Origin of the sequence: Streptomyces griseorubiginosus (genome assembly GCF_017614965.1) — a bacterium.
GTDB classification, from domain to species: domain Bacteria; phylum Actinomycetota; class Actinomycetes; order Streptomycetales; family Streptomycetaceae; genus Streptomyces; species Streptomyces griseorubiginosus_B.
Genome location: NZ_WVUG01000283.1, coordinates 1 through 11,708, shown reverse-complemented (window position 1 = coordinate 11,708; position 11,708 = coordinate 1). Strand labels below are relative to the sequence as shown.

The 11,708-nt window shown below is 71.2% G+C and carries 11 protein-coding genes; 7 read left to right on the top strand and 4 right to left on the bottom strand.

The genetic code is table 11. The features are described from left to right. Together GRC12_RS35105 and GRC12_RS35100 are read right to left on the bottom strand one after the other, a co-directional pair. On the bottom strand, window positions 1–695 hold a 695-nt coding region (locus tag GRC12_RS35105), incomplete at its 3' end, for an MFS transporter (RefSeq protein ID WP_208784007.1). A gap of 109 nt (window positions 696–804) precedes the next feature. Beyond that, on the bottom strand, window positions 805–2,022 hold the full coding sequence (locus tag GRC12_RS35100) for an FAD-dependent monooxygenase (RefSeq protein ID WP_208784006.1): 1,218 nt from the start codon (window positions 2,020–2,022) through the stop codon (window positions 805–807). Between the two features lie 143 nt (window positions 2,023–2,165). Between GRC12_RS35100 and GRC12_RS35095 the strand changes: the two genes are divergently transcribed. Then, window positions 2,166–2,618, top strand: coding sequence for an SRPBCC family protein (locus tag GRC12_RS35095; protein ID WP_208784005.1), 453 nt, complete (start codon window positions 2,166–2,168; stop codon window positions 2,616–2,618). A 9-nt stretch (window positions 2,619–2,627) separates the two neighbouring features. Here the strand turns inward: GRC12_RS35095 and GRC12_RS35090 are convergent, their stop codons facing one another. Beyond that, window positions 2,628–3,329, bottom strand: coding sequence for a ribonuclease H family protein (locus GRC12_RS35090; protein WP_208784002.1), 702 nt, complete (start codon window positions 3,327–3,329; stop codon window positions 2,628–2,630). A 30-nt stretch (window positions 3,330–3,359) separates the two neighbouring features. Then, window positions 3,360–4,157: a VOC family protein gene (locus GRC12_RS35085; protein ID WP_208784000.1), complete on the bottom strand. Its 798-nt coding sequence runs from the start codon at window positions 4,155–4,157 to the stop codon at window positions 3,360–3,362. Between the two features lie 162 nt (window positions 4,158–4,319). Between GRC12_RS35085 and GRC12_RS35080 the strand changes: the two genes are divergently transcribed. The 6 genes from GRC12_RS35080 (at window position 4,320) to GRC12_RS35055 (ending at window position 11,546) form a co-directional block, all read left to right on the top strand. Further along, the gene (locus GRC12_RS35080; RefSeq protein WP_208784008.1) at window positions 4,320–5,330 is read left to right on the top strand and encodes a zinc-binding alcohol dehydrogenase family protein; all 1,011 of its coding nucleotides are present in this window, start codon (window positions 4,320–4,322) and stop codon (window positions 5,328–5,330) included. Window positions 5,331–5,566: 236 nt separating this feature from the next. After that, entirely contained in the window at window positions 5,567–6,997 is a 1,431-nt protein-coding gene (locus tag GRC12_RS35075) for a family 2B encapsulin nanocompartment shell protein (RefSeq protein ID WP_208783998.1), read from the top strand. 14 nt (window positions 6,998–7,011) lie between these two features. Continuing rightward, window positions 7,012–8,061 carry a family 2 encapsulin nanocompartment cargo protein terpene cyclase gene (locus GRC12_RS35070; protein WP_208783995.1) on the top strand — a complete coding sequence of 350 codons (1,050 nt, stop codon included), beginning with the start codon at window positions 7,012–7,014 and terminating at the stop codon, window positions 8,059–8,061. Window positions 8,062–8,105: 44 nt separating this feature from the next. Then, window positions 8,106–8,981, top strand: coding sequence for a geranyl diphosphate 2-C-methyltransferase (locus tag GRC12_RS35065; protein ID WP_208783993.1), 876 nt, complete (start codon window positions 8,106–8,108; stop codon window positions 8,979–8,981). Between the two features lie 199 nt (window positions 8,982–9,180). Beyond that, entirely contained in the window at window positions 9,181–9,855 is a 675-nt protein-coding gene (locus GRC12_RS35060; RefSeq protein ID WP_208783991.1) for a response regulator transcription factor, read from the top strand. A gap of 29 nt (window positions 9,856–9,884) precedes the next feature. Beyond that, window positions 9,885–11,546, top strand: a complete 1,662-nt coding sequence (locus GRC12_RS35055) for a hybrid sensor histidine kinase/response regulator (protein WP_208783989.1) — start codon at window positions 9,885–9,887, stop codon at window positions 11,544–11,546. Window positions 11,547–11,708: the final 162 nt, after the last annotated feature.

The window sequence follows — 11,708 nt, the reverse complement described above, 5'->3', positions numbered from 1 at the left end:
CACCCCCACTGACCCCCCTGGGAGACCCCGAGCAGCAGGCACACCAGCCCGGCCGCCAGGCCCAGGGCGCCCGCCACGTCGAACCGGCCCGGCGCGCGCACCGGTGACTCCCTGACCGCCCACCACACCCCCGTTACACCGAGCGCGCCCAGGGCGCTGGTCAGCCAGAACATGGTGTGCCAGTCGGCGTACTGCACGACGAGCGCGGCCAGCGGCAGGCCCAGGGCTGCGCCGATGCCGACGGTGGAGCTCATCAGGGCCACCGCGGAGCCCCGGCGCTCGGGGGGCAGTTCGTCGCGCAGGATGCTGATCGACAGCGGCACGACGGAGGCGGCGGCGCCCTGCAGGGCACGGGCCGTGATCAGTACGGCGATGTCCGAGGACAGGGCGCACATCACCGAGCCGACGGTCATCAGCCCGAGCGCCGCCGTCAGCACCCTGCGCTTGCCGTACATGTCGCCGGCGCGGCCGAGGACCGGGGTGAGAACGGCTCCTGCCAGCAGGGTGGCCGTGACCGTCCAGGAGACCGCGCCCGCCGAGGAGTGGGTGAGGCGGGGAAGGTCCGGCAGCAGCGGCACGACGACCGTCTGCATGACGGCCATGAGGATGCCGCCGAACGCCAGCACCGGGATCGTGAGCCGGTCCCGCAGGGCCCTCGCCGTGGAGGGCTCGGCTATCGGTGCTGGCTGGCCCATGGGTACTCCAGTGTGTGGCTGCGGAAAAGAAAGGGTGAATGGCAATTCACCATAGCCGGTGAATTGCCATTCACCCAAGAGTTTTCCGCACGCCGCCGCTGAGGCGCCGCTACTTCCGGGAAGCCAGCGCCCGCGCGTGGACGGTCCGGGCGACCTTCGGGCCGAGCCAGCGCTTGAAGCGGCGCAGCGCCTCCAGTTGTCCGGCCGCCCTGTCGAGGCGGTAGTAGAGCTGGGGCGGGACATACGGCAGCAGGGGCGAGTGGCGCTGGCCGAGCAGGGCGAACATCTGCTCCGGGGGCAGGCCGATGTAGCGCGGCAGGTTCTCGTACCACTGGGCGCTGTAGCGGGCCGCGCTCTGGATGGAGAGCAGCTGCGCCTTGCGTTCGCGTTCGTAGTGGGCGAGGGCGCGCGGGAGCTCGGCGTGCGTGCGCAGGGCGCCGGCCAGGGAGACGGCGTCCTCCAGGGCGAGGGTGGTGCCGGCGCCGATCGAGTAGTGGGTGGTGTGGGCGGCGTCCCCCATGAGGACGAGGTTGCCGCGGGACCAGGTGCGGTTGGTGAGGGTGCGGAAGGTCAGCCACTGGGCGCTGCCGTCGGCCGAGGAGCGGCCGATGAGGGGGTGACCGTCCAGGACGTCGGCGAAGAGCTTCTCCAGCAGCGCGAGCCCGTCGGCCTCGCCCGCGGTGTCGAGGCCGAGGCCACTGAAGGTCTCGGGGGCGCATTCGACGACACAGGTGCTGCGTTCGGGACTGAAGCCGTAGCCGTAGCACCAGATCCAGCCGTGGTCGGTCTCGACGAAGGCGAAGGTGAAGGAGTCGAAGACCTTGGTGGTGCCGAGCCAGATGTAGTGGTTGCGGCCGGCCCTGATTTCGGTGCCGAAGTCGTCGGCGTGCCGGGTGCGCAGAGCGCTGCGGACGCCGTCGGCGGCGACGACCAGGTCGGCCACGGGCAGGTTGGTGCCGGTGATCTCGTGCTCGAACTCCAGCCGGACGCCGAGCGAGCGGGCACGCGCGGAGAGGATCTCCAGCAGCCGGTGGCGTCCGATGCCGAAGCCCTCGTCGCCCGGGTGCCGGGTCTGCGCGTCGCGTACGCGGGCCACGCCCTCGTTCCAGCTCACGGAGTGCTGCTCCAGGGCGCGGGCCGATTCCGGGTCGTGTTCGTGGAGCTTGTCGAGCAGTCCGCGCCAGTAGGTCACTCCCCAGCCGTAGGTGGAGCCCTCCGGATCGCGCTCGTGGACGGTGATGTCGTGGGACGGGTCCTGCCGCTTCAGCAGGATCGAGAGATACAGGCCGGCGGGCCCGCCGCCGACGCAGGCGACCTTCACGCACACCCCTTGGAATTACTCAGAGTTTGCAGCTTGCGACGCACAGTAGCAGGACGTCGATGGACGGCTGTTCAACGGGAGGTTCGCCGCGCAGGTCACGGGTACCCGGCCCGCACGCAACCGTCTGAGAACGAAGGAGGGGTTCACCCGTGTCGCAGGTCGAGGAATCCATTGAGGTCGGCGTCCCGGTGCACACCGCCTACAACCAGTGGACGCAGTTCGAGACGTTCCCGGAGTTCATGAACGGCGTGGAGCGCATCGAGCAGCGCACCGACACGCTCACCCACTGGGTGACCAGTGTGAACGGGGTTCACCGGGAGTTCGACGCGGAGATCACCGAACAGATCCCGGACGAGCGGGTCGCCTGGACCACGATCTCCGGGGAGGCCAAGCAGGCCGGGGTGGTGACCTTCCACCGCCTCGACGACACCCACACCAAGGTCATGCTGCAGATGGAGTTCCAGCCCGACAGCATCACCGAGAAGGTCGGCGACAAGCTCGGGTTCGTGAAGCGGCAGACCAAGGGCGACCTGGAGCGCTTCAAGCACTTCATCGAGGAGCGCGGCCGGGAGACCGGCGAGTGGCGCGGCGTGGTCGTCTGACCGCGTCGGCTAACCGGCTTCCGCCGTACGGCACTCCGGGTGCCCCCAGCCCTGCGCGTTCTTGCTGATCGGCTCCCCGGCCGCGTAGGACCGGCCGCACAGGCAACGGCCGGGGAACTTCGCCTTGATCGTGCGGGAGGACGAGCCGCCGCCCTGCCGGGCCCCACCGGGCTTCCGGCGCGGGGCGGCGGCCTTTTTCGGGGTGTCCGGCGAGGGCGGCGGCTCCGGTGAGCCGAGTGCGCTGCCCGCCGGCTCCTGCACGGTCGCCGCCTGGCTCGCGGCCCGGTCGGCGAAGTCGTTGAGCGGGTCGCCGTCGACCTGGTGGGCCGGCACGTAACGGAAGTCGACCGAGCGGCCCTGGAGCAGCTCGTCGATGCGCACCACCAGGTCCTGGTTGGCGACCGGTTTGCCGGCCGCCGTCTTCCATCCGTTGCGCTTCCAGCCGGGCAGCCAGGTGGTGACCGCCTTCATGGCGTACTGCGAGTCCATCCGGACCTCGAGCGGAACACCCGGGTCGGTCGACGCCAACAGGCGTTCCAGCGCGGTGAGTTCGGCGACGTTGTTGGTGGCCCGGCCCAGCGGCCCGGCCTCCCAGCGGGCCGGGACCTCGGAATCGTCGGAGACCACCCACGCCCAGCCCGCAGGTCCCGGGTTTCCCTTCGAGGCCCCGTCGCAGGCGGCCACCACACGTTCACGCATGGGCTCGATCATGCCACGGCGGACGGGGCGTCCCGGCACCCGCTAGGAGACGTTCTCGGTCCGCGGCATCTCGCCCGCGGTGCGCGTGAGGTCGATCACCGAGAAGCTCGCCCCCTGCGGGTCGCTGAGGGCCGCGAACCTGCCGTAGGGGCTGTCCATGGGCCCGAAGCGCAGGACTCCGCCGAGCTTGGTCGCCTTGGCGACGGCGTCGTCGCAGTCGGGGACGACGAAGTAGAGGTTGACATAGGAGGGGATCTCCGGCGGGAACTCGTCGCCCATCCGCATGCGGCCCAGGACCGTGTTGTCGCCGAGGTTGAACATGCGGAAGTCGACCGCGTCGTCGACGATCTGCTGGGCCGTGTACGGGAAGACCGCGCTGAAGAAGGCGTCCGTCCGCTCCGGGTCCCGGGTGAAGACCTCGGCCCAGCCATAGGCGCCCGGTACCGCGGTCGCCTCGAAGCCCTCGTGGGTGCCGCCCTGCCAGAGGCCGAAGACCGCGCCGCTGGGCTCACGGGCGATGCACATGGTGCCGAACTCGCCGACCTGCATCGGCTCCATCAGCACCTCGCCGCCGTTCTCCCGGATCCTGGCGGCCGTCGCGGCGGCGTCCGCTGAGGCGAAGTACAGGCACCACTGCGACTGCCCCTCCTGCCCGGGCATCGGCGGTACGACGGCCGCGACCGCCTTGCCGTCCGCGTAGGCCTGGGTGTAGTTGCCGTACTCCGACGACGCCTCGCCGAAGGTCCAGCCGAGGACGTCTCCGTAGAAGCTCTTGGCCCCCTCGACGTCACCGAACATCGCGTCGGCCCAGCAGGGGGTTCCCTCAGGTTGTACGGCCATGACAGCGGCCCTTTCCCGAATCGGCGGATGGTCCGTTTCCTCACGCTAGCCATCCGCCGGTCGAAGCGCGCGCCGAACGCCTCAGTCCGTTCCAGACTGGTCGGGGAGAATTCCGGCGGGCTGTCGAGGTGACGGACGGGGTGCGGGATGGCGGACGGGACGATGCGCGCGTGGTCGGTGGTGACGCCGGGGCCGGTCGAGGAGGAGGGGGGTCTCCGGTTCGTCGAGAAACCGGTTCCGAGGCCCGCAGACGACGAACTGCTCGTACACGTGCGCGCGTGCGGGGTGTGCCGCACCGATCTGCATGTCGCCGAGGGCGATCTGCCCGTGCACCGGGCCGGGGTGACCCCGGGGCACGAGGTGGTGGGCGTCGTCGCCGGGGTCGGAGCGGCGGTCGAGGGCTTCGCCGCCGGTGACCGGGTCGGCGTGGCCTGGCTACGGCGTACGGATGGCACCTGCGCCTACTGCACGCGCGGCACCGAGAACCTCTGCCCGGCCTCGCGCTACACCGGCTGGGACGCCGACGGCGGCTATGCCGAGTACACGACCGTGCCCGCGTCCTTCGCCTACCGGCTGCCCGGCGCCCTCGACGACGTGGCGCTCGCGCCGCTGCTGTGCGCGGGGATCATCGGATACCGCGCGCTGCGCCGGGCCGCGCTGCCGCCGGGCGGACGGCTCGGACTGTACGGCTTCGGGGGCAGCGCCCATCTGTGCGCGCAACTGGCCCTGGCCGAGGGCGCCACCGTGCACGTCCTGACCCGTGGGAGCACGGCACAGCGGCTGGCACTGGAACTCGGCGCCGCCTCCGCACGCGACGCGTACGCGATGCCGCCCGAGCCGCTGGACAGCGCGATCCTGTTCGCCCCGGTCGGCGACCTGGTCCCGGTCGCGCTGCGGGCCCTGGACCGCGGCGGCACCCTCTCCGTCGCGGGCATCCACCTCAGTGACACCCCGCCGCTGCACTACGAGACCGACCTCTTCTACGAGAAGCAGATGCGCAGCGTCACCTCCAACACCCGTGCGGACGGCCGGGAGTTCCTCGCCCTGGCCGCCCGGCACGGCGTGCGCGCCACCACCCACACCTATCCCCTGACCCGGGCCGACCAGGCCCTGCGGGACCTGAAGGCGGGGCGGTTCGACGGAGCCGCGGTCGTGGTGAACGACCTCTCCTGAGCGCCCACGTCGGGAGGGGCCGCACGGCTCACACGCCCGGCGCGCGATCACGTGCGACGAACCCGCGCGGGACCGGGAGCGGTATGTGCCCCTCCGCTCCGGGGAAACGCCCCCCGCGCGCCGTACCGGGGCCGCCGCCGTCCCTGTTGGCTTGTACACGCGGTGCGTTCCTGTCAGGCACCGCGTTCTCGTCCTTCTCAACGACCACTGAGCACACCCCTGTTCAGGGAGGGAATGTGTCCGTCCCCGAAAGCGCCACCGACAACCCCGCCCCCGACGATCCCGGCGAACCGCAGCTCACCAGCCTCAGCACCCAGGCGGCGCGCCGGCTCACCACGACCACGAAGTCCGAACCGCAGATGCAGGCCATCAGCTCACGCTGGCTGCTGAAGGCGCTGCCGTGGGTGGACGTCCGGGGCGGCACCTACCGGGTCAACCGGCGCCTGCAGCTGAAGATCGGGCGCGGCCGGGTGCAGTTCGAGCAGAACGGCGCCAACGACATCAAGGTCATCCCCGAGACGCTCACCGAACTGCCGGTGCTGCGCGGCTACTCCGACATCGATGTCCTCAAGGAGGTCGCCACCCGCTTCCGGGTCCGCGAAGTACGCGCCGGACAGGTGCTGTTCGAGGCCGGCCAGCCGGTCACCGAGGCCTATCTGGTGGTGCACGGCAGGTTCACCCGGTACACGGCCGGCAAGTACGGCGAGGAGGAGATCACCGGAGTCGTCACCGACGGCGACCAGATGGGCGACGAGGCCATCGGGCAGTCGGACCCCCTGTGGCTGAGTTCGGTGCGCGCGGAGACGGCGGGCGTGCTGCTGGCGCTGCCCTGGGACGTCGTCACCGAGCTCACCGACCGGGTGCCGTCGCTGGCCGCCCACCTCCAGGCCTTCGCCGAGCGGCAGAAACTGCCGATGAACCGCAAGGGCGAGGCCGACGTCCCCCTTCAGGCGGGCCACGTGGGCGAACCGACGCTGCCCGGCGGGTTCGTCAACTACGACCTCGCCCCGCGCGAGTACGAGCTCTCGCTCACCCAGACCGTGCTGCGGGTGCACACCCGCGTCGCCGACCTCTACAACGACCCGATGAACCAGACCGAGCAGCAACTGCGCCTGACCATCGAGGAGATCCGCGAGCGCCAGGAGTGGGAGCTGGTCAACAACCGGGAGTTCGGGCTGCTGCACAACGTCGACTACGGACAGCGCGTCAGCACCTTCACCGGGCCGCCGACACCGGACGACATGGACGAGCTGCTTGCCATGCGCCGCAAGACCAAGGTGTTCCTCGCCCATCCCAAGGCGATCGCCGCCTTCTTCCGCCAGTGCAACCGCCGCGGACTGGTACCGGGCACGGCGACCGTCGAGGGGCACGAGATCCCCGCCTGGCGCGGGGTGCCGATCCTGCCCTGCAACAAGATCCCGGTCAGCGACCGGCACACCAGCAGCATCATCGCGCTGCGCACCGGCGAGTCCGACCAGGGCGTGATCGGCCTGTTCCAGACCGGCATCCCGGAGGAGTACCAGCCGGGCCTGAACGTGCGGTTCATGGGGATCGACGCGGCCGCGATCATCAGCTACCTGGTCACCGCCTACTACTCGCTCGCCATCCTCGTGCCGGACGCGGCGGGGATCCTGGAGAACGTCCAGATCGGCCGGACGGCCGACTGAGGGTGGAGCACGCGATGAGCACCCCCACGTCCGTCCCGTCCCTGCCGGGGCCACCGAACCTGGCCCGCACCGTGCGCACCCGGCGCGGCGGCGCGATCCCCGGGCTCAAGTACCGGCAGGCCGCCCCCGCCGACCCCGAGAAGGCCGCGGAGATCGACCGCAGACTTCAGGCCTGGGCCCGCGGCCTGGAGCTGTTCCCGGCCGCCTGGAAGGGGGACTTCTCCGGGTTCCAGTTCGGCCGGGCCGTCGTACTCCAGCATCCTCGGGCGGCCGACCTGGACCGGCTGACCGTGGCCGGGCAGCTGCTGCTCGCCGAGAACCTCGTCGACAGCTGCTACTGCGAGGAGGACGAGGGCCGCGGCGGAGCCCGCCGCGGACTCGGCGGGCCGCTGATCCTGGCCCAGTCGGCGATCGACCCGTACCACGGCACGCCGGCCCTGGAGGCCGAGTGGCGCGAGGGCGTCCAGGCCGACGGCCCGCTGCGCTCGTACCACTGGGCCATGAAGGACTTCGCCGCCTTCGCCACCCCCAGCCAGAGCGACCGCTTCGTCCACGACATCGCCCGCCTCCACCTGGGCTACCTCGCGGAGGCCGCCTGGATGGAGACCCGGCACGTGCCGCGGGTCTGGGAGTACCTGGTGATGCGGCAGTTCAACAACTTCCGCCCCTGTCTGTCGATCGTCGACGCGGTGGACGGCTACGAACTGCCGGAAGCCGTCTACGCCCGCCCGGAGATCCAGCGGATCACCGCGCTCGCCTGCAACGCCACGACGATCGTCAACGACCTGTACTCCTTCACCAAGGAGCTGGCGAGCGACCCCGACCACCTCAACCTGCCGCAGGTCGTCGCCGCCAACGAGCGGTGCGGGCTGAAGGCCGCCTATCTCAGGGCCGTCGACATCCACAACGAGATCATGACCGCGTTCGAGGACGAGTCGGCCGTTCTGTCCGCCACCTCGCCGCTCGTGGAGCGCTACGCCCGGAGCCTGTCCGACTGGGTGGCCGGCAACCACGAGTGGCACGCCACCAACACCCACCGCTACCACCTTCCCGACTACTGGTAGGCGCCACCCCGATGAACCATCAGCACCACCACGAGGAGTCACCGTTGACCATCGCCCCCGCCGACACCAGGAACGTCCCGCTGCCGACCCAGTCCACGTACCAGAACCGCGTGGCGGACTACTGGAACGCCGAGGAGAACCCGGTCAACCTCGAACTCGGCAAGCTCGACGACCTCTACCACCACCACTACGGCGTCGGCGCCGCGGACCACTCCGTGCTCGACGAGCGCGACCCGGCGCTGCGCCGCGAGCGGATCACCGCCGAACTGCACCGGCTGGAACACGCCCAGGCCGAACTCCTCGCCGCCCACCTCGGCCCGCTCACCCCGGACGACCGGGTCTTCGACGCCGGCTGCGGACGCGGCGGCGGCAGCGTGGTGGCGAACCTGCGCTACGGCTGCCACGCCGACGGCGTGACCATCTCCGCCAAGCAGGCCGCCTTCGCGGGCGAACAGGCCCGCAAGCGGGGCATCGACGGCAGGGTGCGCTACCACCACCGCAACATGCTGGACACCGGTTTCGAGACCGGCGCCTACGCCGCGTCGTGGAACAACGAGTCGACCATGTACGTCGAACTGGACCTGCTGTTCGCGGAGCACGCGCGGCTGCTGCGCCGCGGCGGACGCTACGTCGTGATCACCGGCTGCTACAACGACACCTACGGGCGTGCCTCGCGCGAGGTGTCCCTGATCAACGCCCACTACATCTGCGACATCCACCCGCGCTCGGAGTACTTCCGGGCGATGGCCCGTCACCGTCTGGTCCCGGTCCACGTCCAGGACCTGACCGCCGACACCATCCCCTACTGGGAACTGCGCCGCGAGGCGGAACACCTGGTCACGGGCATCGAGGACACGTTCCTGTCCGCGTACCGCAACGGCAGCTTCCAGTACCTGCTGATCGCCGCGGACCGCGTCTGATCCGCGTCCCGGCGCGGGCCCGTGCGGCGGTGGTGACACGCATCCCCGCACCGCACGAGCCCGCGCCGGAACTCCCCCCGGGCGGCTCCCCCTTGAACCGTGGGCTTGTCCTGTTCTACCTTCGGCACATGGTCGGGGCATCAACGCCCGCTCATGAGCTGCACAACGAGCGGGCGGCAGACAGTCCGGGTGATGCGTTATGCGACCGCATCTCGCGCTGATCGAGGACGACTCCGACTTCGCACTGATGTGCCGTTCCTATCTGGAGCGTGCGGGCTTCACCGTCACCTGGGCCATGGACGCGCGCGCCGGAAAGGCCGCTCTGCACGAGGGCGGCATCGACCTCGCCGTCCTCGACCTGGGGCTGCCCGACGGCAGCGGCCTCGAGCTGCTGCGCGCGTTGCGCTCCACCAGCCGGCTGCCGGTCATCGTGGTCAGCGGACGCGGCGCGGAGGCGGACCGGGTGGCGGGCCTGGAGATCGGCGCCGACGACTACCTGGTGAAACCGTTCTCGCAACGGGAACTGGTGGCCCGTATCCACGCGGTGCTGCGCCGCTCGCAGCCACCCGAGGCGCCCACCGTGCTCCGGGTCGGCTCGCTGCTCATCGACAGCGCAGGTCGCCAGGCCTCCGTCGACGGCATGACGCTGACGCTGCGCCCCAAGGAGTACGCGCTGCTGGAGATGCTGGCCCAGGCGCCCGGCCGGGTCTTCTCCGCGGAGCAGCTTCTGGAGCGGATCTGGGGCTCGTCCTGGCAGCAGCCGGCGACCGTGGTCGAGCACGTGTACCGGCTGCGCGGCAAGCTCGCGGCGATGCCCGCCCCCGTCCCGCGGATCACGACCGTCCGCGGCTACGGCTACCGCCTCGACCTGTGAGTGACCCGCCTCGGCCCGGAGGTCCGACCATGCCCGACGCCCCGGACTACCGGCGCCTGTTCGACGCCACACTGTCCCCGCTGCTCGTCCTGAGCCCCGACTTCACCATCGTCGAGGTCAACCGCGCGTATCTGACGGCGACACGGACCGAGCGGGACATCGTGGGGCGGCCGATCTTCGAGGTCTTCCCCGACAATCCGGACGACCCCTCGGCCGACGGCGTGGCCAATCTGCGGCGCTCCCTGGAGACCGTGGTGGCGAGCGGCCGTACGGACACCATGGCGCTGCAGCGCTACGACATCCCCACCGGCGAGGAGGGCGTCTTCGCCGAGCGCTACTGGAGCCCTGTCAACGCACCGGTCCTGGACGACGACGGCCGGGTCGTCCACATCATCCACCGGGTCGAGGACGTCACGGACTTCGTGCATCTGCGCCGGGTCGGGCGCGAGCAGCGGCGGGCCGTCGCCGAGGCGCAGATGCGGGCCGAGGGCATGGAGATCGACCTGTTCGTCCGGGCCCGGGAGATCCGCGAGGTCAACGAGCAGCTCAGCCGGGCCAACGCCGAACTCGACGCCGCCGGACGCCGGTTGCGGGAGGAGCAGCGGGCCAAGGACCGGTTCATCGCCACCCTCTCGCACGAACTGCGCAACCCGCTCGCCGCCGCCACCGCGGCCACCGAGCTGCTCGCCCTCGACCTGCCCGGCGGCCATCCGGCCCTGTCGGTCCTGGAGCGGCAGCTGGGCACACTGGCGCGGATGAGCAACGACCTGCTGGACGGCACCCGGGCGGTGACCGGACGTCTGGAGCTGGTGCGCGACCCGGTCGACCTGCGCTCGGTCGTGGACGGGGCGTGTGCCGACATCCGGGGCGTGTTCGGACACGAGGGCCGCACCCTGGGCGTCGTCGTGCCGCCCGAGCCGGTGATGATCGACGGCGACCGTCTGCGGCTGGCCCAGGTGCTGACCAACCTGCTGTCCAACGCGCTGAAGTACACCCGGCCCGGCGGACACACCGAGGTGGGCCTGGAGGTCGAGGACGGCACGGCCCTGCTCACCGTCCGCGACGACGGCATCGGCTTCGCCCCCGAACAGGCGGAGGAACTGTTCGGGGTGTTCATGCGGGCCGCCCCGGCCGGCCCCGACACCCCGGAGGGGCTGGGACTGGGGCTCGCGGTGGCGCGCACGGTGGTGGAGCTGCACGGCGGCCGGATCGGCGCCCACAGCGACGGACCCGGCAAGGGCGCGGCGTTCACGGTGCGGCTGCCGACCACCGAGGAGACGGCCCCCCGGCCGACGCGCACCACGGCCACCCGTCCGTCACCCGGCCGTCTCTCCCTGCTGATCGTCGAGGACAACGCGGACCTGGCCGCCACCTACCGCACCCTGCTGGAACGCCAGGGCCACCGGGTCACCGCCGTGCACACCGGCGCGGACGCCCTCGCCGCCACCGGGAACGAGCCCTTCGACGCCGTCCTGTGCGATCTGGGGCTGCCGGACATGGACGGCTACCAGGTCGCCCGTACCCTGCGCGCCAGGCCGGGCGGGGACCGATTGCGGCTGATCGCGGTGTCCGGGTTCAGCCGGGGCACCGACCGCGCCCTGTCCCGGGCGGCCGGTTTCGACGCCCACCTGGCCAAGCCACTGCCGCTCGCCGAGCTGCTGGACCTCCTCGAACGGCTCGGCCAGGCCTGAACTCACCCCCGTGTCTTCCCCCTTGCACCCTCCTGTGCTTGCCTGGGGAACCGTTTTCGGTTGCCGGGGCGGGAGTTGCTGCATGCGGAAACCGTGGTTCGTGGGGGTCTCGCTCGTCGGCGCGCTGCTGCTCGGCGGGTGCACCGACCCGTCGTCCACCCC

Bases quoted from the DNA above. Each gene is read 5' to 3' on its own strand.
- GRC12_RS35090 (WP_208784002.1), bottom strand. From the start codon at position 3,329: ATGATCGAGCCCATGCGTGAACGTGTGGTGGCCGCCTGCGACGGGGCC.
- GRC12_RS35085 (WP_208784000.1), bottom strand. From the start codon at position 4,157: ATGGCCGTACAACCTGAGGGAACCCCCTGCTGGGCCGACGCGATGTTC.
- GRC12_RS35080 (WP_208784008.1), top strand. From the start codon at position 4,320: ATGCGCGCGTGGTCGGTGGTGACGCCGGGGCCGGTCGAGGAGGAGGGG.
- GRC12_RS35070 (WP_208783995.1), top strand. From the start codon at position 7,012: ATGAGCACCCCCACGTCCGTCCCGTCCCTGCCGGGGCCACCGAACCTG.
- GRC12_RS35060 (WP_208783991.1), top strand. From the start codon at position 9,181: ATGCGACCGCATCTCGCGCTGATCGAGGACGACTCCGACTTCGCACTG.
- GRC12_RS35055 (WP_208783989.1), top strand. From the start codon at position 9,885: ATGCCCGACGCCCCGGACTACCGGCGCCTGTTCGACGCCACACTGTCC.